This is a genomic window from Francisella hispaniensis FSC454, assembly GCF_001885235.1.
In the GTDB taxonomy this organism is placed as follows: domain Bacteria; phylum Pseudomonadota; class Gammaproteobacteria; order Francisellales; family Francisellaceae; genus Francisella; species Francisella hispaniensis.
The window spans coordinates 794,477-820,853 of record NZ_CP018093.1 but is presented as its reverse complement, the minus strand read 5'-3'; the positions used below and the strand labels follow the sequence as shown (position 1 = coordinate 820,853).

Below are 26,377 nucleotides of genomic sequence, written 5' to 3'. Positions count from 1 at the left end.
CAACCTTATCTGTGCGCTCTTAGAGTTTTGAGTAATGACTCACCAGCACCACCTTTTATGTTAGCTTTTTTAACAGAGTCTCTGGCAAATAATCTTTTCTTATACTCATAAATTGCCCCATACTCATCATCAATAATAAATCCTTCTGCTTCTAAACATATAATCAAAGCGGCAATATAACAATCTGCTAGAGTAAAGCCAGAAGATATAAAAAACTCTGAGCCAGTAAAAGCTTTTTCCATTGCCAATAAACTTTCTTTTAGGTCTTTAAACATTGATTCAAGCATCTTCTGATCTGACCTGTGTTTGCGAATTTGATCTAATACTGGATACCACTCATTATCAATCTTATCAAGCGATAAGCGTATCTTTATGCGCTCATTAACTACATTTGGTAACAAGCTTGGAGCAGGAAATCTCTCATCAATATAAATTAGCAATGCTTTTCTATTATTGATAGTATAGTCTTTCTCCATCAAAACAGGGAAAACACCATTAGGAGCTATTTTCTTGATCATAGCTGGTTCTAAATCCCCAGCTTCTAATATATCAGTTGCCATTTTCTTTTCTGCTAAAGCAATTCTTGCTCTAAGAGAATATGGACAATACTTTGTTGTATATAATGTAACTTTCATCAAATATGCCTTTTTATAGATTAAAACAATTATTCTAGTTTGCTATAATTGTAAATAATAAGAATTAATATTAAATTTTACCATATTTGTGGATAACTACAACACAGACAAGCACGGCTTTTTATTAGACTTTAAAAGCTGGGATATGAATTTCTGCAATTTAGCTGCTGCACAAGAAAATATATCTCTTACACAAGAACATATAGTTGTTATAGAGTTTTTGCGGCATTTCTATCAACAAAACGGCAAATCACCAGCAATTAGAGAGCTTGTAAAAGCTTTAAAAGAAAAATATGGCGAAAAAATAGGCAATAGTTTATATTTACAAACTCTATTTCCAGTTTCACCGGCAGTACAAGCAGCTAAATTAGCTGGCTTACCAAAACCTAAACGATGTATTTGATTAATACTAAAGGAGTACAACATATGACAAAAGTTTTTTGTAAAAAATATCATCAAGAGTTAGATGCAATTCCATTTCAGCCATTACCTGGTGAGCTAGGTAAAAAGATTCATAGTGAAATCTCAAATAGAGCTTGGCAAGCATGGTTAGCACATCAAACTATTTTGATTAATGAATATCGCTTAAATCTAATTGATCCAAAAGCAAAAGAATTTCTCAAAGAAGAAATGCATAAGTTTCTATTTGAAGGTAAAGAAGAAAAACCAGAACAATTTAGCGAAATATAATTACCAACAGTTTAAAACTAATATTTTCTTGAGTTTTTAGTTAATTATCGCTAAATTAATCCCATGCTTTTGCTAGACAAATACTACTAACATGAATAAATTCAAAAATTCTTACTACTTTGATATATTGATTTTACTTGGTATATATATAGTATATTTCTTTATTTTTCTTGGCTGGCGCCATCTTAGTATACCCGATGAAGGTCGTTATCCAGAAATAGCGCGCGAAATGCTAAGCTCTGGCAACTGGGTTACTCCGACTATAAATGGTGTACCTTTTTTAGATAAGCCTCCACTTTACTATTGGCTTGAAGCAACTTCAATGCATTTTTTCGGTATTAATCCATGGGCAATTAGACTACCTCAAGCTTTATTTGGCATATTAGGATGTATTTCAATATATACTTTTGGTAGATATTTCTACTCACGCTTTGCTGGAGTTCTAGCAAGTTTTATTCTAGCGGCAAATGTCCTTTATTTTTTTGAGGCTCATTATGCAAATATGGATCTTATAGTAGCCAACTTACTTTGGATCGCATTTTTTCTATGCTTAGCTAGTCTAAAACAAATTAATAATAAGAATAAACGCATACTTATGTATGCCGCATATTTTGTTTCTGCGCTAGCATTTCTAACTAAAGGGCTTATGGCTATTGTTTTTCCATGTATGACTATTTTTGTTTGGATGCTCATAACAAATAATTGGTATAGATTAAAAGAATTATATATACCTACAGGAACAGTATTATTTATTGTTATAATCACACCTTGGTTAATATTAGCACAGCAACAAAATCCTGACTTTTTGTATTTTTTCTTTTATTTTCAACAATTCTACCGCTTTGTTGGTCATGGTTTTAACAATGCGATAGGGCCTTGGTTTTATTTTGTAATTATCCTTGCTGTATTCTTGCCATTTAGTATTCTGCTTCTTAATAGATTGTTCAAAGGTACAAAAATAATTTGGCAGAATAGAAAGCAAGACTCGACTACTTTCTTAATAGGGCTTTGGTGTCTATTAATTTTGATATTTTTCTCAATTCCTAGCTCAAAAATCGTCAGCTATATTTTGCCCATATTTGCACCATTATCATTACTAATGGCATTATCACTTGAGAAAATAATTAAAAATAATGACAATGTTTGTATGTTTAAAAAAATGCATCTTATTGCAAGCATTATATTTTTAGTAGCCGCTGTTGCTGTTATCATATTTTCTTTAATACAAAATCGTCTTTTAAATACAGCGGCGCCTTTGGCATATACTACTCTAATAGCAATATCTGCATTAATGATAGCTTTTAGTGTTAAACTATCATTAAAGAACCAAATTAGAAAGGCAATTACGCTAATAATTTCTGCCCTAATGCTACTTAATATTTTAGGACAATTAGTAATTCCTTATTTTGATCTGAGAACTTCTGAACCTCTAGTTGCCAAGGTACTCAAAGATTCTAATTCAGACACTATTTTTGTTTATTATAATAGACCACAACCAAAGCATTTTATCTTGAAAGAAGAGTTAAAACAAAAAGGCTACGAGGAAGACTTACCAATATTACTTAATAATAATATTTATATAGTTTACAACTGGAATACTTATAAGCCTGAGATCGATAACTGGTCAAGAGAGTTTTACTATGGCATAAACCAATATAAACAAGCCCACAATGGTCAATGGCCTAAATATCTGATAACGTATCCTGAGTTTACTAAACTGCTAAATACTAATAAGGACATTATTATCTTTACTCCAGAAAAACAGTTAGAAAAATTAAAACAAACATACCCTAATGTAAATTTTGAAATTAAAGGTAATTATAATAAAAATGTTGTAGTTAGTGTTGTAAAATAACTAATTGTCGAAATATCGTTCTAAAACTAAATAATTATTATCTAAAGCTTTTTCAAATATAAGAGTCCTTACACCAAAACATTATGCTTATCTTGTTTTACATAATAGAAGGCATTACTCTTTTATACCTAGTAAGTCATATAACTAAGAATAATTTTTTAGAAAGTTTTGGCTAAATATGGTTAGTTAAATTAACAAGATTAATTAATTTAAGATAAGACTTTAGATATTCCTACTTTCATCCTCATCAATAATATACCTAGGGCGTTTTTTTGCTTCATCAAATATACGACTTATATATTCGCCTAAAACCCCTAAAGAAATAAGCTGGACACCACTAAAAAACATAATACTGACGACTATAGTTGGCCAACCTGTTACATTAACATTAAAGAATAAGCTCTGGACGAAAATATAAAAACCATATGCTAATGCAAATATTGAAATTACAATACCTAAAACAGATATCAATCTAAGCGGAACTGATGAAAAAGAGAATATGCCAGTAAATGCTAATTTAAAGAGCTTTTTGTATCCCCAGCGACTTGCTGTACCATCCTTACGATCTGCAACTTCAAATGGTATAGCATAAGAGTTAAAGCCAATCCATGCAAAAAGTCCCCTAATAAAACGACTATTCTCAGGCAGTGAATTAAATGCTTTTATACATTGTCTATCCAACAATCTAAAATAACCAGCATTAGCAGGAATCTTAACTCCCATAAGTTTATTACTAAGTTTAAAGAATGTCTCCGACAAGAAACTTCGCGTAGCACTTTGGTCATTTCTTGTTCTAACTCCATAGACATTAGAGTAACCCTCACACCACTTACTATAAAACTGATCTATTACTTCAATAGGATGTTGGAAGTCACAATCCATTATTATCGCAGCATCAGCATCTCTAGATGCTTCTAGACCTGCTGTAATAGCTGCCTCTTGACCAAAGTTTCTTGAAAAACTAATAAATTTAATATTTAACTGATCAACTAATGACTGAATAATTTTCTTAGAATTATCCAAACTTCCATCATCAACAACTACTATTTTATAGTTTATACTAATTTGGCTAAGCTTATCTGCTAACTCCCTCAAAAATGATTCTATCAATGCTTCTTCATTATAAACTGGTATTACCGCATAAATATGCGGGTTATCAACATTTCTACTTGTCATCACAAATACAAAATATATTAACCTTAATTAATGCTATTATAACTATGAAAGTATAAAATACCTAGTAATAAAGGTGATAATTCTATTAGCAAATAAAAGTTATGGTTAAAAAAATAATAATTTGTGCAGATGACTTTGGTATGAGTGATAATATAAATAGCGCTATTATTAATCTTTTAGAAAAAAAGATTATTAATGCCACTAGCTGTATGCCAAATATGCCTGCATTCAAATTAGGAGTTGATCAATTAAAAAAAATATATAATGATTTTAGTCATGTTGGTATACATTTAAATTTAACCGAGGGTAATGCTTTTACAAATCCAAAATCTATAACTAGTAATGGAAATTTTTTGTCACTTTCAAAGCTTCTTGTTAAATCAAAACTTAGAGCAATAAGTTATGATGATGTTTACAATGAATTGAAAGCCCAGATAAATAACTTTATCGAACATTGGGGTGAATTACCTGATTTTATTGATGGTCATCAACATGTTCATCACTTTCCAATAATTAGAAAAGCCGTTATAAATCTATATAAAGAGTTCAATATGTATACTAAGCAAACTTATATCCGCTCAACATATAAAATGGATAAGTCAGATTTTAAGTCACTAATAATCTATCGTAGTGGTGCAAAAAAATTCTACAATATGTTAATAAAAAATAATATCAAACATAATTCAAGTTTTGCTGGTGTCTATTCATTAGAAAGTAATAATCAAGACTTTAGAAAGGTTATTCTAGAAGCTTATGCGGAAATTAAAGATGGTGGTATAATAATGTGCCATCCCGCTGTAGATATTGATATAAAAGACCCAATATCACATTCACGTATTAAAGAGTTTGCCTACTTTAACTCCAAACAAGCACTACAAGATCAAAAAGATCATAATATTGTACTATAAATAACTGCTATTTTACTTTCTTATAAATATAGCGTGGATTAATGGTATCTGCTAGAAGTTTATTCTCAAAATCAACTCTAACCAAGAGGCCTAATGTATAACACATAATTAATAAGCTACTCCCACCATAACTTATCAGTGGTAACGTAAGTCCTTTAGTAGGCAATAATCCTGTATTAACACCAATATTAACAAAAACTTGAAAGGCGATCCAAAAACCTACACCATAAGCAAGAAAAGCCTGGTAGTATCTCTTAAGTTCAAAAGCCATTTTAGCAATACTAATAGCTCTAAATACAATAAAAAAATACACAGCAAGTAGGATCATCAAACCAACAACACCTAGTTCCTCAGCAATCACAGAAGTTATAAAATCAGTATGTGCTTCTGGTAAGAAAAATTGTTTTTGAATTCCATTGCCAAGACCATCACCAAACCAACCACCACGTCCAAAACCTATCAACGCTTGAACAAGTTGGTAGCCAGAACCATTAGCATTTTCCCATGGATGTAAAAAACCTGTAATTCTATGCATTCGATATGGTGATATAATTACTAACATTGCTGCCATCATAACCATAGTACCTAAAAGTAAACCATACCAGCGCACTTTGTTACCTGCTACAAACAACATCCCCATAACACATATTGAGATAACAACTGTAGAACCAAAATCTGGCTGCATCAACAATAATATTGCAATACAACCTAATAAAGTAATCGGAGTAAGAATTCCTTCTTTAAAATTAGCCATCTTTTTTAGATTTTCAGCAATATATCCTGAGAAGAATATAATCGCTAAAAGTTTAGCTAATTCTGCAACTTGGATATTAATAATTAGTAAAGGTATCCAACGTCTCGCGCCATTGACACTTTTTCCAACTCCTGGCACAAGCACAGCAACTAAAACAATCAGCATCACAAAGAAAAAAGCATTATAGTTCTTTTCATAATTCTTAGTTGGTACTAATAAAGCTAATAAAAACAAAAAAATTGCAATAATGGCAAAAAAGCCTTGCCTAATAGAATAAAAATAAGGATTATTGTAGTCATCTAGAGCAACAATCATTGATGCAGAAGTTACCATTACCCAGCCAAAAGTAAGCAAACCAAGCATTATAAAGACAATTGAAATATCAATCTCTAGTTTAGCTCTTACTCGTTCTTTTTTTGAATTTTTCCCACTTAATAATAGTTTTAATCTATATAACACTTCTACCTACTTCCTAACTTTTTTGCTCTAGCTGAGCAACAAGACTTTGAAAAACTTCACCACGCTGTACATAGCCAGTAAACTCATCAAAACTTGCACAAGCTGGTGATAACAAAATTATCTCATTAGCTTCGGCTTTTTGACTAGCTAGTTCAAAAGCTTGTTTCATATTATTACATAATTGATATTTACAATAGCTTTTGATATAGCTTTCAATATATTCTTTATCAGCTCCGTATAGATAGACATATTTAACATATTTATCTAGCGATTTTATCATCAAACTAAAATCACCGCCCTTTGCTACTCCACCTAGTAGAAGAATAATATTTTTAGAATTTGTTATACTGTTGAGAGCCGCTATTGTAGCACCAACATTAGTACCTTTTGAATCATTTATATAAGTTATACCATTTACTTTCTTTACAATTTTACAGCGATGTTCTAAACCTTTAAATTTTTTAATAGAGTCTATTGCTTGATTAATATCTAACCCTAGCCTATCAAGGATATTTAATACAACAATTATATTTTCTAAATTATGTTCACCATAAAGGTTAGTCTCAGCAATATCTAATAGCTTTGTTGAATTACGGTAGATAGCACCTCTTATTATTTGATATTCTCCAGCATACTTAATACCATTATTATGTACATCATAAACAAAAAAATCGTTACTAAATTTTGCTAAATTAAGTTTAGACTGTTTATATTCCTCAAAATTTTGATATCTATCTAAATGATCTGGTGAAACATTAATAACACAACCTAAATCAAATCTAACACAGTTAAATAAATCTATCTGAAAACTTGATACTTCAACAATACAATAATCAAATTTCTCACCTATTTTGTTTAAAGCTGGGGTACCAATATTACCAACAAGAATACTCTTATAACCAAGATCTTTGAGGACAAAATCGGTCATTGTTACTACTGTACTTTTACCATTTGATCCTGTAACAGCAATTGTTTTAGCTTTAGTATCTTTGATATACTGATAGAATATATCGATATCACTAACTATTTTATCTTTAAATTTAGTTAGGATTCTGTATGGAGATTTATTAAGAGGAATTCCAGGGCTGACTGTAATTAAGTCATAACTGTCTAAATCATAATTAACAAACTCATCATCGTTCTGCGATATATCAACTGTAATATCTATAAAGTTCGCAAGAAAATCACAAACAGACTTACCTGTAGAGCCATAACCTACCATTAATAGTTTGGTTATCTTATTATTATTAAAATAAAAACTAAACATTATCTAACCTTGATAGCAGCTAAACCAATTAAGAAAAGTATCAAAGAAATTATCCAAAAGCGTATCACAACTTTTGTTTCTGGCCAGCCTTTTAACTCAAAATGATGATGAATAGGTGCCATTCTAAAAATTCTCTTACCATTTCTAAGCTTATATGAACCTACTTGCAAAATCACTGATAAGGCTTCTACTACAAATAATAATCCCATGATAAAAAATATCAACTCTTGACGTACCATTACTGCGATTACTCCTAAAACAGCACCTAATGTCAAAGAACCAACATCACCCATAAATACTTCAGCCGGATGAGAATTAAACCACAAAAATGCCAATCCAGAACCACATAAAGCTGCGCAAAAAACCGCCACTTCAGCAAGTCCTGGGTTACCTAAATAATCAAATAATAAATAATTCGCTAAAGTACTATTAGTTTCAATATATGCATAAATACCTAACCCAGCAGCCACAAGCACTACAGGCACAATAGCCAAACCATCTAGCCCGTCAGTAAGATTGACAGCATTACTACTGCCATTAATAATAAAAAACGCCAAGACTACGAATATTACGATACCCATTGGAATATATAGACTCTTTGAGAAAGGTATCGACAAACTCATCTGACCATTTTTAGATAATAAATAAAATAAAATTATAGCCAAAACTACTGAGAAAATTGATTGTAAAGCAAACTTATGCTTAGCTCTTAAGCCCTTAGGGTGCTTAAGTACTAGCTTCAAATAATCATCAAAAAAACCAATCGCTCCGAAGAAAATAACCACTAAAATTAAAATCCATAAATATATACTTGTCAAATCCCCCCAAAGCAAACAAGAAATAACAACCGATGAAAGAATCAAAACACCTCCCATTGTTGGGGTATTTCTTTTTGAAAAATGACTTTGTGGACCATCATCTCTAACAACTTGACCTATCTGCATTCTTTGTAACCATCTAATCATAGGTCTACCTAATGCAAGAGTTATAAGTAAAGATGTTATCGAAATCATGATTATTCGAACAGATACGTAACTACTAAAAACTTCCAAGCCTTTGAAATAATAATCGCTTAACCAATTAAAAAGATAAATTAGCATATGTTTAAAATGTTTATTTACGTCGAGATATTATAATAGATATGTTATTTTTTTAATAGAGTCAAAATCAACATCTAGATAGTCGGCTCGAATTTTTTATATTTTAGTGCAAAATCATCATTTTCAAACTGCTCATAATTCTTAATAAAAGCTCTTGCTAAAGACTTATATTCTTTTTTATATTCCGAGTTATCACTCCAATTATTGGTAAGCTGAAGCTCTTGGCCATTATCATTTATTGAAGTTAAAGCCTTAAAATTAAAATATTTTTGACGAGTAAATTTAAAACTAACATTCTCTGGTTTAGTCAATAAATAGTTGACAATAGCTTTTGTCTCTTCAACAGGAACTCTTCTACCTGTCTTATAATCACCCTCAATCCAACCAACGTTTATCATATAAATTTTAGCATTACTATGTTTTAAGCGCTGACGCAATATATTAGAATATCTAGTAGGCTTCAGTAGCAAAAATGGCTGCGCATAGCAACTTGTAAACTCTGGTTTAGGCTCTGTAACACCTGCCTCTACACCTATAGATGTCGAAGTATATCCAGATAAAAAATAGTAAATTGCTTGACCTTTACTAAGTTTTGCAACTCTTGGCAATACTCCTTTTGCGTCTTTAACTAAAAAGATTATCGTATTAGGATTATCAGTGTTTACAACATTATCAAAATTTTCACGCGGGAAAGTTACATAGGTATTGTTTTGTGAACTACTTTTATCACCAAATATGATATTTTGACTATCATCAAAGTTAGGATTTTCAATCAAAAGATCTCCAGCCAATGCTTCTTTAATACGCGGATCATCTTTTTTAAAACTTGCTGATTTAATTGTCAAACCTGATTCTAGGCTATATATTCCACGCGTTTCTGTCCAAGCAATTGCCTCATTAGTGACTAGATTTTTATTTTGATCTAAAGCTAGCGTTGTTTTGCCACTACCTGATAAACCAAAAAACATCGTACTATTAGCTTCAGCATCAACACTGACAGCACAATAAAACACCCCGATATCGTTTAGTGAAAGGTAATAGCTCATTATCGACAATAGTACTTTATTTATCTCGGCAAGATACATAGTCCCAACCAATATACTTTCTCGCTGCTTAAGGTTAGTTGCTATTACTTTTGACGAATTTAAATCAAGATCTTGGTAATCATCTATCTGCGTTTGAGGAGAATGCATTATTACCCACTGCGGCTCAAATGACTGTAATTCTTTTTCATTAGGAGTTATCGATATCAACTTAAAGAAATACGCAGCCGAAGCTTGAGTAGTTATCAGTCTAACTGCTATGGTATATCTCTCATCATGATTATAAAAACCATCGACAACAAAAAGATCTTTTGTTGCTACCTCTTGATATAATCTTTGTTTAATCAGCTTCCAGTTTTTTCTTTTTAATCTTTTATTATCTGAGCCATTTTCACTCCACCAAATATTCTTTTTGGCATATTTAGTCTCAACAATGTATTTATCATCAGGAAGTCGACCCTTGATTTCACCACTATCAACTACCAATGTTTTATTATCATAACAAATAAAACCATCACTATTATGTGCATATTTTGCTAATTCTTCGAGAGAGAGATTTTTATGCACATTTTCACAAGTATATAGATACTTATACTCATCTATGGTTGAAGGATCCATTAATAAAAGTCCCTTAGCTTATAGAGCAATTAGATTTTAAGTAAAAATTATAGCTAGTATATACTTTTTTTCAAAAAAATATGTTATTGTTTTTTTAATAAAGTAAACTATTAAATAAAATTTATTTAAGAATTATTTCTAAGACAAAAATGACTAGTGAAATTAAAGTAAATAAAACTAATTTTATAAAAAATATCGTCAAGAAAGACCTTGAAACAAACAAAGTTATAAGTGTTCTGACTCGCTTTCCTCCTGAACCTAATGGTTACCTTCATATTGGTCATGCAAAATCAATATGTCTTAATTTCGGTATTGCACAAGAATTTGGTGGTAAATGCAATCTACGCTTTGATGATACTAATCCTGATAAAGAAGATATCGAGTATATAAACGCAATCCAAGAAGATGTAGAGTGGCTAGGTTTTAAATGGGAAAATCAACCACGTTTTGCCTCTGAATATTTTGATAAAATGTATGAGCTAGCTATATTGCTTATAAAAAAAGGTAAAGCTTATGTCTGCGATTTGTCAGCAGAAGAAATACGCGCGTACCGTGGCACACTAAAAGAGCCAGGTAAAAATAGTCCATACAGAGAACGCAGTATCAGTGAGAATCTTAAATTATTTGAGGGAATGAAAAATGGTAAATTTGCTGAAGGCAGTAAAACTTTGAGAGCAAAGATTGATATGTCTTCTGGTAATATCAACCTCAGAGATCCTGCATTATACAGAATAAAATTCTCACACCACCCTAAAACTGGTGATAAATGGTGTATTTACCCAATGTATACATTTGCTCATCCACTTGAGGATGCAATCGAAGAAATAACTCATTCGTTATGTACTTTGGAATTTCAAGATCAAAGACCATTCTATGACTGGGTTATTGAGGAAACAGAATTTAAGATAAAACCACAGCAAATTGAATTTTCGAGACTTAATCTTAATTACACAATTACAAGTAAACGAAAACTAAAATATTTAGTTGATAATAAACTTGTTAATGGTTGGGATGACCCGCGTATGCCTACTATAAAAGGCTATCGCCGCAGAGGCTACACTCCAGAATCTATTCGCAATTTTTGTGAAATGATAGGAATATCTAAACAAGATTCAGTTATTGATATTTCCGTTTTAGAAGATGCTATTAGAGATGATTTAAATAAAAATGTTTTAAGAAAAAATGTTGTTTTAGATCCAATAAGAGTAAGCATAAAAGATATGCCAGAGCATCATTTAGATGTACCAAACCATCCTCAAGATCCAGAATTTGGGCGCCGCGAGATCACAATATCATCACAAATATTCATTGAAAGAGATGACTTTGTTTTCAAACTAGAAAAAGATATGAAAAAACTTAGTCCAAATGGAAGAGTGCGTTTACTAAATGGCTATGTAATTGAGTGTCAAGAGGTAATCACTGATAATAGCGGCGAAGTTATAGAACTAAAGTGCTCATATTTACCAGAAACACTAGGTGGCAAAAAACCAAATGACGGTATCAAGCCAAATGGTATTATCCACTGGGTTGATGCTAATAATTGCCTTGATGCTGAAATTAGGATTTATGACCGCCTATTTAACCATGAAAATCCAGCAAATGCTGATCGCATTGAGGATGTTGTAAATCCACACTCATTACAAGTTATCAAAAATGCTAAAGTTGAAAGATCTCTTGAAAATGTCAAACCTGAAGAACGCTTCCAGTTTAATAGAATTGGTTATTTTATTGCAGACTTAAAAGATTGTTCTAAAGACATATTAGTATTTAATCGTATCGTAACTCTTAGAAATTAACTCAAAGGTAATATACTGTAATGTTATCAAACTCAAAGAAAACTATTATATGTGGTTTTTCTTTCTTTTGTATCTGGATATTTGGAACTCTAGCCTTATACAGTAAGTATTCGCTATATGTTGATGTTTTAGAAAATATTAAATGGTCACATCATTTAAGTATAGTTTATGATAAACATCCAATCATGGGCTCTTTACTGATGAAGGTTATACTATATATAACTTCTAATCCTATGTTAGCTGGACTTATATGTAGTTGTATATGTATGCTTACAGCAATACTCTTTTTATATAAACTTTTAAAGCTATATTTCAATCAAAATACAACTTTGTTTTTAATAATATTAGCGCTGTTATCTAGCGTATTTGGAGATTATAGTTTTGTACAGTTCAACCAAAATGTAATACTTTTACCTTTTTGGATAATGACTTGTTATTACTTTATTTTAGTAAGTAAATATAATTTACTAAAAGATTGGTCACTTCTTGCTATAGTGGCAGCCCTAGGAATGTACTCTAAATTTGAAATAGGTCTATTAATATTAATTATTTTCTTCTTTTTACTAGTTAATATAAACAAAAAAAATTTTGCTAAATTGTTAATATCTTTAAGTATTTTTGTTATTTTAGCTATACCATTGCTTAGTAGTTTGTTCTATAGTCACTTTGCACCTATCAGGTATGCTATTGGAGAAGTAAATAGCTCAGCAACTAATTATATAACTATAATTCTAAATTTATTTTACGCGCAATTGTTTAACTTATCTAGCTTAGGTTATATAGCTATACCATTAGCATTTATAATTTTCCTCGTTTTACGTAAAAAAATATATTTTGATAGAAATAAACCTTTTTTAGAAAAATTAACTAATCCTTTAGTAGTGTGTGGAATATATCCTTTAGTATTCTTTTTTATATTACAAACATATGCAACACATTTAGAATACGGTTGGCTAATGTGCATAATGTCACTAACATTACCTGCATTATTTTATTTATTCGAAGTCAATATAAAGGATAAAGTATTCAATAATATTATATTGGTTTTTATTTTGATAGAGATTGTAGTTTTTATAACTTATAATGCTTTTACATATTTCTCCCCTCAGCTAACAACTAGAAATTTTGGTAATAAAATCGCTGTCAAGGCTGAGCAATTTGTCAAAAATAATTTAAACCATGACATAAACTATGTCATAGGTGATAGTCCTAATTATAATCAAATGTCATTATCGGTTGGAGCATTATTAAAAAGTAAACCCTATGTATTTCTCAAATTTAATGATCATAACATACCATACAATCAAGAGATTCTTGCTGTGTTTGCAGACTGTGATGAACAAAAAAATACCGCGATCTTAAAACAAAATAGTTTTAACATTCAGGCATATCAATGTACGACGATTAAAACTATAGATAAATTTAGAAATACAGATATTAAGTTATCTTTTTATCTAGTAGAGAAACAACAAAACTAAAATTTATATTTTTGCTGATATTTTTTTATTACGATGAGTACTTATTGACAAATTTTCTTAGTAATAATGTTGCTAAACTTGTTAATACCGCTATAGCTATAAATGTATCTAAACCATCACACATGTTTGCTTTAGCTAGACCTAAATCATTATCTGAAATATAAAAGAAACTAGCAATAAATCCGCCTAATTTACCTCCCACACCCAAGGTAACCAACCAAATACCCATGTATAAAGCTACAAAACCTTTAGGGGCTATTTTTGTAATCATCGATAAGCCAATTGCTGATAGTGATAATTCAGAAATTCCTAGCACAATATATGCAAAAATAATTCCATATGCAGCTACCTTGACGCCCTGTGGTGAAATAAGTATTGAGGTCAATATAATTAAGAATGTTACTATCAGCAAAATAAAAGCTATGTTAAATTTATCAATATCGCCTATTTTTGTTTGTTTATTATCCAAATACACCCAAAATTTGCCAAGAATCCCCGCAAAAAATAACACACTCACAGATTCTACGCTTAAAAACTGGCTAGGATTTAATAGTGAGTTATCAACTGAGTATTGAGTAAAAAGTAATACGCTTATAAAGATTTGAAAATATAAACCCCAATATACAATCGATAACAAGAAAAATATCCCTGCAACAAGAACTTTTTGATAACTAGATTTTTTTATTGATAAAAAAAGTATTATCACAGATATTGTTAAAGCTATGATAATAGAAAAATTCGCAATCAATGGCTGCTTAAAAATATAGAATAAAACTATAATGTAAATTGTTAATAACAAAGCTACTTTTATAACTATAGTCAAAGTTAGTTTAAAATCAATAATATGCTTATTTAGTAGCCTAAAACCAAAAAGCAAAAGACAAAGCATAAAAGCACTAACTGCCATACTACTATAGAAAGGGGCACCATAACCATAATTATCTTTTAACCAACTAGCTATAAATAATGCTCCAAAACTACCTAAATTAATTCCCATGTAAAAGATATTAAAACCAAAATCCCTCTTTGAATCATTCAATCTAGACTTATCATAAAATCTGCCTATGAAAGCTGACATATTTGATTTTATAAGCCCAGTACTAACAGAAACAAAACTTAAGCCTAAATACAGCATACTCTGACTACTTGAATAAGCTAGTATAAAAAATCCCCCTAACATAAAAAGTGAGCCTAACAAACCAGCACGATAATAGCCTAAATACTTCTCAGCAACAAAACCACCTAGAATAGCTGAGATATAAACCATTGAAAGAGTTGTACCAACTAAAGACGCTGATAAATCTTGAGAAATTTGAAACTTATCTATTAGATAAAATATTAACAATGATTGAATTATATAATAGCCATAACGCTCAGCAAATTCGGCTAGTGAGGTAATTGCTAAAACTTTTTTCTCTTCTCTAAGATCTCTAGAATTAATATCTTTGACAGTCATATTTATACTAAACAGTTTAAATTAAACTCATATAAGCTCTATAATAGCATAAATGCCTAATTATATTTTGATTATTCTAGTTCTAAAAGCTCTTCCCAGAGCAAATATTTTTGCTCAAGATCTTGGTTTAAATCTTCTAATTGTTTTTGCACTTTGGCAACCTCTTGCTGTGATTTTTGATAAAAATCCAGTTGCGACATTTGTTGTTGTATAGTTGTAATATTAGCCTCGAGTTTTTCTATCTGATTTGGCAGATTACGTAATTGTTTTTTCTGCTCATAAGTCAGCTTACTCTTCGGCAGAGCAGTATTATTTTTGGCAATTTTAATTTGTTGTGGTTGTTTGCGTTGTGATAACCAATCATCATATCCACCAACAAATTCTTCCAAACAACTATCTTCAAAGACTATAGTACTTGTTGCAATATTATTTATAAACTCCCTATCATGACTTACTATAATTACAGTTCCTTGATAATTTATAAGCATTTCCTCAAGTATTTCTAAAGTCTCGATATCTAGGTCATTTGTCGGCTCATCAAGAATTATAATATTACTAGGCTTTGATAGAATTTTTGCCAGCAAAAGTCGATTCTTTTCACCGCCTGATAGATGAGTAATCGGAGCGTGTAACCTATCTGGTGTAAATAAAAACTTCTGAAGATAAGTTATCACATGGGTCTCTTTACCATTAAGGTTAATAAAATCTGAGCCTTCTTTAACATTATCGATAATACTAAGTGTTTCATCTAATTGATCCCTTAATTGATCAAAGTAAGCAATTTTAATATTATCTGCTAGAGTAACTCGACCTTGAGTTGGCTTATCTAACCCAAGTAAACAGTTTAAAAGAGTAGTTTTACCACAGCCATTCTGGCCAATAATTGCGATCTTATCACCTTTTTGAATCTCTGTAGAAAAATCTTTAAATAAATACTTACCAGCATATTCAAAACCAATATTCTCAGCTTGAATAACTTTTTTCGATGATTTCTCAGCTTGAGCAACTTTAATATCTGCTTTACCAATATTTTCACGCCTTTGCTTACGTTCTCGACGCATCTGCTCTAGAGCTCTGACTCGCCCTTCATTTCTTGTACGTCGTGCTTTAACTCCTTGACGAATCCATGCTTCTTCTTGAGCTAGTTTTTTATCAAATTCACTATTAGCCTTTTCTTGGGCATCAAGTATTTGCTCTTTTTTCTCAATAAATTTAGTATAGTTGCCATCAAAACAATACAAATGTCCCCTATCTAATTCGATTATACTTTTAGCGATATTATTGAGAAATTTTCTATCATGAGTAATAAAGAGTATCGCCCCATTAAAACTAGCTAAGAATTCTTCAAGCCAATTAATAGAATCTATATCAAGGTGGTTAGTCGGCTCATCTAAAAGAAGTAAGTCCGGTTTTTTTATTAAAGCTCTAGCTAAGATAACTCTTCTTTTCATTCCTCCAGAGAGATCTTTGAATAATGCTATTGGATTAAGATTAAGCTTAGATGCTAATACTTCAACATCATTTAGATATGACCAACCATGATTTTCATCGATATAACTATGTAATTGCTCAAGTTTAGTAGATTCTGGATTTGAGACTAAAGTTTGTTGATATTCGATCAAATAATCACCAAGTGTTCCTAAGCCTTGGAGTATAACATCCGCGATACTTCCTTGCATATCATTAGGAACTTCCTGAATCATGCTTGCAATAATTACATTATTATGCAAGATAACTTCACCACCATCTGGTATTACCTTACCTTCGATAATTTTTAGCAACGATGATTTACCTGTACCATTACGACCTATTAGGCAAATTCTTTGACCTTTTGAGATTTCTAAATTAATATTATCAAGGACTATTTGTGTACCAAAATTTAGGCTTATATTTTTAAGAGATATTAATTGCATTTAAGAAAAATAATCAAATTTAATCAATGATTATTATTGTACCCTTTCACGCAAGATTTTAATAGAAAATACAAATATAATCGCTGCAATAAAATACATCCCTCCACCAAATGAAATTGGTGAACTTGGAGATATTGATGCAAGATGCCCCATCATAATATCATTTAAAAACCAAGCCAAACCAAAACCTGCACCAGCAGCACCCATCGCTTTACCTTGTTCTTTGTCAGTAACTGCTCCTGAAATCATCGCTAAAAGAGCCGTATAGCAGATAAGTTGAGATGATGATAAAACTATTGTTAAGAGCCATTGTGCGATTTGATTAGTTAAAATAGCTACAAAAATAAAACCTATACCACAAATAACTGCAGCTCTCACAAAAGCAACCTGATTAGATAATCTTGCAAAGATCATCGGCTGAATAATAATACTTGCAAGCGCTGTAGATAATCCCATAACAGCGTAAAAAGCGCCTGTTTGTGAAACTGTATAGCTATAAGTCAAATTTAAAAATAATGCTATACCCTGACCATAAAAACCCCACGCGCATTGAACTAACAAATACACTATCCCTATTAATCTAACACGCTTATCAGATAGCAAAAATGATATTGTCTTGTAGATTGTACCAAGTTGAATAACTAAACCAGGATTCTTTGGTAAATCTTTTGTCATGATAATAACTATAAAAATAATATTCAGCATTGATAATACTGCTGCAAAGATAAATGGTAAAGTATAACTAATATTCATTACTGAAACAAAACTTGTAACTATTGGACCAACTACAAAGCCTAGAGATGCTGCCATGGTAATATAACCCAAATTTTTAGATTTATCTTCTTCTGTAGATATATCAATCACCGCAGCTTGAGCGATTTCGAAAGCTCCTCCAGCTAACCCGCAAACAAATCTACTTGCGACAAATAGTAAATAGTGATGTGAGTATATCGCATATGCTGATAAAATATATGATATACATGTAGCTGATAAAGCAACGATCAGTATAATTTTGCGTCCATATTTATCCGATAATTCACCAATAATAGGACAGCCAATCATTAATCCTAATGGCCAACATGCTAAGGCTATCGAATAATACCAGTTTTGAAAGTTGCCACCTGGATCACCAAAAGTGATACATGATTGACCAAAAAATAACGATGGCATAATAGGAAAAACAAGCCCTGCACCCATTATATCTATGATAATTGTTGTAATAAGTACGGGAATTAAAATATTTTTTGTTTGCAATTTCATTGTAGACCTCATATTATAAAAATACTAATAGTATTAAGAAAAATTCAACGTTATATACTACCGTAACGATGCTTTTTTATCAATGTTTAGAAATCTTTAAGATATAGTTATGCTCTAATGCTAATTTTTTGAGGGCATCAAGAAACATTTTTATGTAAAAGATAAAACTTTCATCTTTATAGTTTAGTACTTCCACTTCATTAAGTAGTGGTAAAATATGCCTTTCAAAGCGCAACAGCTCTTTATAACTTATTCTTTTAGTTTTTTTAATATCATTAGATACGCTATCAAGAGACTTCATTATATACTTTTTAAACTCTACAAAAGTAGGATCTTTGTCAAGTTTTGCAATAGTAGGCTTATCTAAGAAAAACTCTATATACTCATACATAACAATCATATATCTATATAATCTACGAATATATAGGCTAATTTTTTCAAACTCTTGTACTTGTTTTGCAGTTTTCTCATACTTTAATTCTTTGATAAGCGCAAGATGTTTGGGAAACTCATGAAAAATAGCTTCTCTAAGCTTATCATGCGACTGATTACGCTCAATAAAAAGAATATTAAAAAAATCATGTATTTGAGCAATTGTTTTTGAATAACTTTCTTTTAATCGAGTCTCAGCTCTAATCGGTAAAATAAATCTGTTGACTATAAGAGAAATTATAATTCCTAATGATATTTCTACAGCCCTGTATATTGCAACCTGGACCCCAGGCTGTTGATTAAACATTATAATAATTAATGTAATCCCGGCTAAAGTACCAGCATAACTATACTTAGTGGCACCAGCAAAATATACTGCTAAAAAAATAAATGGTAATATAAGTAGAAGTTCATAGATATAATTTTTTATAAACCCAACAATTATTATTGCAATTATAGCACCTATGACTGTACCCAAAAACCTCATTAATGCTTTATCTACCGCGCCACCTAAATTAGGTTGCGTTGACATTACAACCATAACTGTAACAGACATCCATAAATACATTCGCTCTATACCAAAGATATGACCTAAAAAAGATCCCATTAGATAAGCAATAACTATAGCTATGCAAGCTTTAAAAGCATTTATCGCGGCATATTTATTACTATTTAAAAAAGCAAATTGCATTTAATTTTAGTGATATGGTAAATTTTCATTCATAGTATTCTAGCATAAATTGATCATTACTAGATTTATAAACAACAATAATTAATCATAATATTTCTAGATTTTGAAAGGAATAATATTTAGAATAAAACTATTTAAAAATAATATATTAGTTTTCTTAATAATAGATATAATTTTTTATGTTATAAACAACTATATTTCTAATGTATATTTATAAGTAAAGTAAATTGAATCAAAACGTTTAAAGGATTTTCATCATGATTAAAAAAGATAGTAAGCTTTTTATCCTTACTCTTGGGCTTTTGGCAATGCTACCACCATTTGCAGTAAATACTTATGCTCCAGCTATTCCAAATATTGCTGAGCATTTCGGGATTCATGCAAACGATGTGATTTTTACCTTTACAACCTATTTTATTGGCTTCTCTATAGGTATGCTTTTTTGGGGCTCTTTTTCAGATAAGTTCGGTAGAAAGCTTAGTCTAATTTTAGGTATGTTTTTATATGCCGCGAGTACTTTACTATGTGCTCATAGCCAAAATTTTTCACAACTTGCAATTTTTAGGCTAATTCAAGGTTTAACAGATTCCTCAGGAACAGTGATTGCTTTGGCAATTGCTAGAGACTGCTATAGTGGCAAAAAACTGACAAATATCATCTCTACTCTAGCGATAATAATGTTGATTTCACCAATTATTTCTCCTATGATTGGGACCGGACTAATTGTATCGACACAAAGTTGGAAAAGCTCTTTTTACTTTTTATTTGGGTTTGGTATAGTACTTTTAATTCTCTGTAGCAAACTCCCAGAAACACATGCAAAAGAGCAAAGAGAAAAATCTATCAAAAAATTATTTATAGCCTACTTCTACCACTTACGAAATTTACCTTTTACTATATATACAATTTGTTCGGGTCTATTGTTTGCTGCATTTTTTAGTTATATTGGCGCTTCTTCTATAATTTACCTAAATGTCTACGATACTGGCTACACTCTTTATATGTTATACTTCGCTTTAACAATTATTGGTGTTATCTTAGCAAACCTTACATTGAAGAAATTTAGTGAATCAGTTGAACTTAAGGTATTTACACGCCTTGGTCTTGGTATATCACTTTTTAGCGTTTTTGTTATGGTTATATATAGTCATACACAATTCAAGCATGGTTATATTTTTATGTTGTTAATGCTGGTTACTTGCTATGGTTTAAGTCTAAGCTCAACTTCACTATTGAGTCAGTCTTTGCAGCTAATATCTAATCATTTTGGTGCAGCTACAGCTGTAAATAACTTTTTCAAATTTTCACTTGCTGGCTTTGCTAACTTTGTAATGAGCTTTTCAGTTGGCTCTATGCTTGTATCAAACTTACCTTTACAGCAATTAACTATTATCTTAATTACAATAGTACTTTTATATACTATCAAGTTCTATGAAAAAACTAAGTATCAACCATAGAATTCAAGCAAAAGGTTTAAAATGACAAAACAAGAACTAAGAAACTACTATCAGCTAGCTTTTATCAATGGAGTCAATGATGCAATTTCAGTGATTTTATTATACAAAGTATTTGTTGTATTAATGACAGGTAACATTATATATAGTATTGCTGATATTATTACAAACCCACAATTTTCTGATTTTGTGCGAATAACTCTCCTATTTAACTTTGTTATTTCTGGAGTTATTGTCCATGGCTTTATAGCAAAAAGGACTATTAAGTTTCGTATTATTATATCTTTATTATTTGTTCTTATATATTGTTTTAGTGGTACTTTTGTATTACATATAAATGCTTTACATGATAATAGTTTTGGTTTTCTTATCCTTGCTAATATTGCTACTATTATGAGTGTAATAATGAATAATATATTTTATAGATTCCATTCTACAAAAATAAATTTAGTTGCTTATACTATGAATCTTCTAAATCTTTCACATATGATTGCAGAGAAGAGATATCATGATATAAGAATATTAAGCACCACAATCTTAAGTTTCATTATTGGCTTAATTGTTGGGGCATACTTAACTTCTATGATTTATTTTTTTGCAATTTTAATCGTAGTACCGGTTTTAATTAATTTGTATATGACAAATCACAAAATAAATATTCAGCAATAAGCCTTTAATCATCAACTAAATAGTATTTGTCCTTAAGCTACTTGGATACTTCTAGGACTTATATTGTAGTTTTATAAAACTGATCCATTCTGATTTTAACTTTAGAATCTTTTTTATAAGTGATGTGAATATGACATGGCTTAAACAACAAAAAGTATGCTACTTTTATACATAGTCATTAGCTGATGACTGTTGTTGTTTTGTTATTCTCTTGCTAAAGGTAAACTTTTAGACTACAGCAATCATCTCCTAGCCAAATACTTACCCTCAAAAAATGACTCGACATCTGCAACATAATAATCAATCTCCTGATTATCATAAAAATTAGCTTCTGATTTATGATCATCAGCATGGACTAATACTGTCTGCATACCTAAATGTTTTGCTGGTACTAAATTATGCGATGAATCTTCAAAGAAAATTGCATTAGTAAAATCAATATCAAACTTATCTCTACCTATTTCAAAATATTTGCTCTTTGGTTTAGAAACTAGACCTGTATCTTGTATTGTTAAGATACCATCAAAACTTTTATCTAAACCAAGCTGTTTAAGTACTCTACTAGCATGGAAATCAGAGGCATTAGTAAAAATATAAGTACGATTATTTTTTCTTAAATCATTAATATATTTGTTTAGCTTTTGATTAGGCTCAAAATGACTAATCTCAATATTATCGATATAATTTAGAAATTCTTGATAGTCAATATTATGATAACGCATCATCCCAAGCATAGTTGAACCAAACTCATAGTATAGTTCATCACGGATTGCATTTGCTTTTTCGATATCCGAGATATTTAGTTTTATTTTAATATACTCACTCATTCTTGCCATCTGGCTATCAAATAAACCATTTTTGTAAGAATAAAGTGTGTTATCAAGATCAAAGATATAAGTTTTCATTTCATTCCTTAAAATTCTCTATAATAAATTAAGCTTTTTAAGCTCATCTTGAACAATACTTGCTGTTTGATCCCAGTTAAACTGTTTTGCTCGCTGTAAGCTTTGTAATACTTTTTGACTATATAAAACTTTATCATCAACAATTTTTTGCATATTGTCTAGTAGCTCAGCTGGTGAATAAGGCTCAAAATACAATCCTGCCTGTGCTGCTATTTCCTGTAAAACTTCTATTTTAGAAGCTAGAACAGGAGTTCCACAAGCCATAGACTCAACTAAAGGTAAACCAAACCCCTCTTCAAAAGAAGGTAGTATCGTTGCTGTTGCTGATTGATAATATTTAGCTAAAATTTCATCATTAGCATCTAATCCTATAGTTTGTATCTTTGAGAGGCAAATGTTATATTTCTGGGCATAATCTCGCAGATTATGATCCATCTCTCCTGAGAATATTAAGTTATACTCATCATAATGCTTAAAGTTTTTAAACGCTTTAAATATTATCTCGATATTCTTATGAGGACGTCTATTACCAATATATAAAAAATATTTTTGTTTAAGTGTAGTTGGCTTATAATCAAAAGTTAATGATATGCCATTATAAGCAACTGTAACTTTATTACTGTCAATACCTGACCACTCTAATATTTGATTTTTTGAAAAGTTTGAAACTGTGATAATTTTGACATTTTCTCTCTTAATAATCGGCTTTAGTATTTTTTCAAAATAGATTTTCTTTATAAAGCTACTCTCATATTTAGATGTAATAGGTATAAGGTCATGGATAGTTATAAGTATTGGTTTATTTGCTCTTAAAAATATAGGCAATGGAACATTAGCAGCAAAAGTATAATAGCCTTGAATATGCTTTTTTCTAATCAGAAAACTTAGATAAAATAAATCTTTTAGAGAAAATGGTTTTATATGCTTGGAAGTAGCAATAAAATTCTGTGGTAAATATTTGATTATTTCACAAGCATATCTACCTATTCCATGGTTGCCTTGCCAGCGTGTATCTATTAATAATTTTGGCATAATTAACTTTTAGTAATTCTTTTTTCTTTGAGTGAGAGTTTAAACTTTTTCGCTTTCAAATAACATTTTGCAACTAGATTAGGAAAGTAGAAAAATAACTTATATGGTAAGCTAAGCTTAAATCCTCTACTTATACAATTTAGGTATAAAGTTTTATAAAGCACTAAAATATCATTCGCTAAAATATTTTTTCGCGCTGCTGCTTCTGAAAAATTATCTACAAGATGTCTTAAAATATTCATATAAATTAAACCACGAAACTGCGAATATTTTTCAATAAAAAAACTTTCGTAATCTGTTATAACACTCTTCAATGCTTGCAAATGCTGTAAAGAGAAATTTAATCTGTTAGTTCCCATAATACCATCATCACGCTGATAATAAAAATAACGTATATTATTATCTTTAACTATGACTTGAGCCTGAGAGTAAATTTTGTAAAAAAAATCTAAATCCTCATATGCTATAAAATTTCTAAAACGATAATTATCTATGAGTTTACGACTAATCAAACTTCCGCATGCCATTGATGATAATTGTTTTGATAAGAAAGCCTTCATTATAGAATTATTGTTATCAAAAATGCTTATATTATTAAGGATAATTTTAGCTGCCTTTATTTGCTTATTACATCCAACCGTTGCTGATATGGCGATATCTGCTGAATAGCTAAAAACATGATTATATAATGCTTGAATATAATCTAAACTAACCCAATCATCACTATCTATAAATGCTATATAATCGCCTTGTGCCATATCTAAAGCACTATTTCTAGCTAATGCCTGCCCGGATTTTTGCTGGTTTAGCAATACAATCCGATTATCTTTAGATTTATATTTTTCACAAATTGATAGACTGTTATCTGTTGATCCATCATTTATAAGTATAATTTCTAAATTTTTATATGTTTGATTAATAACAGATTCTAAACATCTACTTAGATATTCTTGAGTATTGTATATTGGTATGATTATGGATATTAGCCGACTCATACTTTACTCTTATATTTTATTTTCAAAAAATATTTTTTAATGTGACTATAGATTTTAGTATTTCCTGCTAATAGATATAAATAAATTCTTAGTAATTTATAAATAAAATGCATACTAGTCAAAATATAGTTTTTGCCATTATTTAAAGCTACTCTTCTATTTTTCAAACTCTGCCATTACTGAAGCTGAACTGATTCCACCAGCTAAGAAATAGCAAACTTCCTTATTTATATATATATAATTATTATTTAGCTTAATTAGTCGATTAAAAAAATCTAAATCTGCAACGACTTTGTAATTAGTATCAAAGGTTAGCTGTTTTGCTATAGTTTTATCTACATATAAACTCTGATGGCATAATGGCATATTTTGATAGACTTTATTAACTATTCTAGATATCGCAAAATCAGGTCTTATACAGTTATCACCAACAACAAAAACATTAGCATAAATATAGGAAATATTACTTTTATCTTTTAGCACAGAAGCGTAAATCTCAAAAATATCTTTTGTGTAATAATCATCTGAATTTAAAAAACCAATATAATCACCAGTAGCTAATTTTATCCCTTTATTCATAGCATCATAGATACCGTTATCAGGTTCTGAGATTAATATATCTACTATATCTTTATAATTGTTAATAATTTCCAAAGTTTTATCCGTTGAACCACCATCAATAATAATATACTCAATATTTTTATAAGTTTGATCTTTGATACTTTGTAGAGTTTTTTGTATAGTTTTTTCTGAATTATAACAAACAGTAATTACACTAAATTTTATCTTTTGATCAGTTTGTGACATTATCTAACCTTTACGCAGCATTGCTTAATTTCTAAAATTATTTTGATTTTGTAAATACCAATTGTAAGTATTTCTAAGCCCTTGCTCTAAAGAAATAGAGGCTTGCCAACCTAGCTTATTAATTTTACTTACATCTAATAGCTTCCTTGGTGTACCATCAGGTTTTGTTTTATCAAAGATAATATCACCATTAAAACCGACAATCTTAGAAATAAGCTCTGCTAGCTCTTTTATACTACAGTCGATACCTGTGCCGATATTAATATGTGAGCACATTGGATCTGTAAATTTTGCATAAACATCTCTATCAATACTCATAACATGAACGCAAGCACTAGCCATATCATCAACATGGAGAAACTCTCTCATCGGTTTACCTGAACCCCATACTTGCACTTGCTGATAACCATTTTGTTTAGCATCATGAAACTTCCTAATAAGTGCTGGTACAACATGAGCATTTTGTAAATTAAAATTATCATTAATTCCATATAAGTTAGTTGGCATTACTGAGCGATAATCTCTAGCATATTGTCTATTATAACTTTCACAAAGCTTGATTCCCGCTATTTTAGCAACTGCATAGGGTTCATTAGTAAGCTCTAGAGTCCCAGTTAATAACGCTTCTTCGCTAATTGGTTGCTTAGCTAATTTGGGATAAATACATGATGAACCTAGAAACAAAAGTTTTTGAATATTTGCCATATGTGCAGAATGGATAACATTAGCTTCAATGATTAGATTTTCATAAATAAAATCAGCTGGATATTGATTATTAGCATGGATACCACCAACTTTAGCTGCTGCTAGATAAATCTCATCTATTTTTTCACGCTGAAAAAAATCATAAACCTGTTTCTGACTCAACAAATCTAATTCTTTTCTATCTTTTACTACAACTTTTATATTGTTATTATTATGTAATTGCCGAACTATTGCAGAACCAACCATACCATTATGCCCTGCTACAAATATCTTTTTCAT

General features: G+C 30.3%; 23 protein-coding genes. 8 read left to right on the top strand and 15 right to left on the bottom strand.

All coding sequences use genetic code 11. From position 1 onward, the window contains the following. Positions 1 to 5: 5 nt before the first annotated feature. The gene (gene sspA / locus FSC454_RS04020) at positions 6 to 638 is read right to left on the bottom strand and encodes a transcriptional regulator SspA (protein ID WP_080555350.1); all 633 of its coding nucleotides are present in this window, start codon (positions 636 to 638) and stop codon (positions 6 to 8) included. Between the two features lie 85 nt (positions 639 to 723). Between sspA and FSC454_RS04015 the strand changes: the two genes are divergently transcribed. The 3 genes from FSC454_RS04015 (at position 724) to FSC454_RS04005 (ending at position 3,180) form a co-directional block, all read left to right on the top strand. Beyond that, positions 724 to 1,038, top strand: coding sequence for a TusE/DsrC/DsvC family sulfur relay protein (locus FSC454_RS04015; protein ID WP_066044734.1), 315 nt, complete (start codon positions 724 to 726; stop codon positions 1,036 to 1,038). A 23-nt stretch (positions 1,039 to 1,061) separates the two neighbouring features. Next, entirely contained in the window at positions 1,062 to 1,325 is a 264-nt protein-coding gene (locus FSC454_RS04010) for an oxidative damage protection protein (protein WP_014548551.1), read from the top strand. 91 nt (positions 1,326 to 1,416) lie between these two features. Next, positions 1,417 to 3,180 (top strand): ArnT family glycosyltransferase, encoded by a 1,764-nt coding sequence (locus FSC454_RS04005; RefSeq protein WP_066044732.1) that lies wholly within the window; start codon positions 1,417 to 1,419, stop codon positions 3,178 to 3,180. Between the two features lie 222 nt (positions 3,181 to 3,402). On the opposite strand, the gene FSC454_RS04000 is transcribed toward FSC454_RS04005, so the two are convergent. Then, complete coding sequence (locus FSC454_RS04000; RefSeq protein ID WP_156470836.1) at positions 3,403 to 4,359, bottom strand: glycosyltransferase family 2 protein; 957 nt, start codon at positions 4,357 to 4,359, stop codon at positions 3,403 to 3,405. Positions 4,360 to 4,457: 98 nt separating this feature from the next. On the opposite strand from FSC454_RS04000, the gene naxD reads away from it, so the two are divergent. Next, a complete protein-coding gene (gene naxD, locus FSC454_RS03995; RefSeq protein ID WP_066044729.1) occupies positions 4,458 to 5,264 on the top strand; it encodes an N-acetylhexosamine deacetylase NaxD in 807 nt (268 codons plus the stop codon). A 7-nt stretch (positions 5,265 to 5,271) separates the two neighbouring features. Here naxD and ftsW read toward each other — a convergent pair whose 3' ends face one another. From ftsW to FSC454_RS03975, 4 genes are all read right to left on the bottom strand, one after another. Beyond that, complete coding sequence (ftsW, locus tag FSC454_RS03990; protein ID WP_066044727.1) at positions 5,272 to 6,477, bottom strand: putative lipid II flippase FtsW; 1,206 nt, start codon at positions 6,475 to 6,477, stop codon at positions 5,272 to 5,274. A gap of 13 nt (positions 6,478 to 6,490) precedes the next feature. Beyond that, positions 6,491 to 7,744 (bottom strand): UDP-N-acetylmuramoyl-L-alanine--D-glutamate ligase, encoded by a 1,254-nt coding sequence (murD, locus tag FSC454_RS03985; protein ID WP_066044726.1) that lies wholly within the window; start codon positions 7,742 to 7,744, stop codon positions 6,491 to 6,493. Next, positions 7,744 to 8,844 (bottom strand): phospho-N-acetylmuramoyl-pentapeptide-transferase, encoded by a 1,101-nt coding sequence (mraY, locus tag FSC454_RS03980; protein WP_066044724.1) that lies wholly within the window; start codon positions 8,842 to 8,844, stop codon positions 7,744 to 7,746. Before mraY ends, murD begins: the two co-directional genes overlap by 1 nt. 74 nt (positions 8,845 to 8,918) lie before the next feature. Beyond that, positions 8,919 to 10,505 (bottom strand): phosphoenolpyruvate carboxykinase (ATP), encoded by a 1,587-nt coding sequence (locus FSC454_RS03975; RefSeq protein ID WP_014548558.1) that lies wholly within the window; start codon positions 10,503 to 10,505, stop codon positions 8,919 to 8,921. 149 nt (positions 10,506 to 10,654) lie between these two features. On the opposite strand from FSC454_RS03975, the gene FSC454_RS03970 reads away from it, so the two are divergent. After that, complete coding sequence (locus FSC454_RS03970) at positions 10,655 to 12,301, top strand: glutamine--tRNA ligase/YqeY domain fusion protein (protein ID WP_066044722.1); 1,647 nt, start codon at positions 10,655 to 10,657, stop codon at positions 12,299 to 12,301. Between the two features lie 20 nt (positions 12,302 to 12,321). Next, a complete protein-coding gene (locus tag FSC454_RS03965) occupies positions 12,322 to 13,779 on the top strand; it encodes a glycosyltransferase family 39 protein (protein ID WP_066044720.1) in 1,458 nt (485 codons plus the stop codon). A gap of 28 nt (positions 13,780 to 13,807) precedes the next feature. On the opposite strand, the gene FSC454_RS03960 is transcribed toward FSC454_RS03965, so the two are convergent. The 4 genes from FSC454_RS03960 to FSC454_RS03945 all read right to left on the bottom strand — a co-directional run bounded on the left by FSC454_RS03960 (position 13,808) and on the right by FSC454_RS03945 (position 19,531). Continuing rightward, positions 13,808 to 15,235: a peptide MFS transporter gene (locus tag FSC454_RS03960; RefSeq protein ID WP_066044718.1), complete on the bottom strand. Its 1,428-nt coding sequence runs from the start codon at positions 15,233 to 15,235 to the stop codon at positions 13,808 to 13,810. 71 nt (positions 15,236 to 15,306) lie between these two features. Beyond that, positions 15,307 to 17,148: an ATP-binding cassette domain-containing protein gene (locus FSC454_RS03955; RefSeq protein WP_066044717.1), complete on the bottom strand. Its 1,842-nt coding sequence runs from the start codon at positions 17,146 to 17,148 to the stop codon at positions 15,307 to 15,309. Positions 17,149 to 17,181: 33 nt separating this feature from the next. Then, positions 17,182 to 18,408, bottom strand: coding sequence for an MFS transporter (locus FSC454_RS03950; RefSeq protein WP_066044715.1), 1,227 nt, complete (start codon positions 18,406 to 18,408; stop codon positions 17,182 to 17,184). 79 nt (positions 18,409 to 18,487) lie between these two features. Further along, positions 18,488 to 19,531 (bottom strand): FUSC family protein, encoded by a 1,044-nt coding sequence (locus tag FSC454_RS03945; RefSeq protein ID WP_066044714.1) that lies wholly within the window; start codon positions 19,529 to 19,531, stop codon positions 18,488 to 18,490. Positions 19,532 to 19,788: 257 nt separating this feature from the next. Here FSC454_RS03945 and FSC454_RS03940 point away from each other — a divergent pair, with 257 nt between their 5' ends. Beyond that, positions 19,789 to 20,988, top strand: a complete 1,200-nt coding sequence (locus FSC454_RS03940) for a multidrug effflux MFS transporter (RefSeq protein WP_066044712.1) — start codon at positions 19,789 to 19,791, stop codon at positions 20,986 to 20,988. A 21-nt stretch (positions 20,989 to 21,009) separates the two neighbouring features. Next, the gene (locus FSC454_RS03935) at positions 21,010 to 21,654 is read left to right on the top strand and encodes a YoaK family protein (RefSeq protein WP_066044710.1); all 645 of its coding nucleotides are present in this window, start codon (positions 21,010 to 21,012) and stop codon (positions 21,652 to 21,654) included. A 242-nt stretch (positions 21,655 to 21,896) separates the two neighbouring features. Here the strand turns inward: FSC454_RS03935 and FSC454_RS03930 are convergent, their stop codons facing one another. From FSC454_RS03930 to fcl, 5 genes are all read right to left on the bottom strand, one after another. Then, the gene (locus tag FSC454_RS03930; protein WP_066044708.1) at positions 21,897 to 22,559 is read right to left on the bottom strand and encodes a pyrimidine 5'-nucleotidase; all 663 of its coding nucleotides are present in this window, start codon (positions 22,557 to 22,559) and stop codon (positions 21,897 to 21,899) included. Between the two features lie 18 nt (positions 22,560 to 22,577). After that, complete coding sequence (locus FSC454_RS03925) at positions 22,578 to 23,591, bottom strand: glycosyltransferase family 4 protein (protein WP_066044706.1); 1,014 nt, start codon at positions 23,589 to 23,591, stop codon at positions 22,578 to 22,580. Positions 23,592 to 23,593: 2 nt separating this feature from the next. Then, positions 23,594 to 24,586 (bottom strand): glycosyltransferase family 2 protein, encoded by a 993-nt coding sequence (locus tag FSC454_RS03920; protein ID WP_066044704.1) that lies wholly within the window; start codon positions 24,584 to 24,586, stop codon positions 23,594 to 23,596. A 156-nt stretch (positions 24,587 to 24,742) separates the two neighbouring features. Beyond that, entirely contained in the window at positions 24,743 to 25,393 is a 651-nt protein-coding gene (locus FSC454_RS03915) for a glycosyltransferase family 2 protein (RefSeq protein WP_244148267.1), read from the bottom strand. A 24-nt stretch (positions 25,394 to 25,417) separates the two neighbouring features. After that, on the bottom strand, positions 25,418 to 26,377 hold the full coding sequence (fcl, locus tag FSC454_RS03910) for a GDP-L-fucose synthase (RefSeq protein WP_066044701.1): 960 nt from the start codon (positions 26,375 to 26,377) through the stop codon (positions 25,418 to 25,420).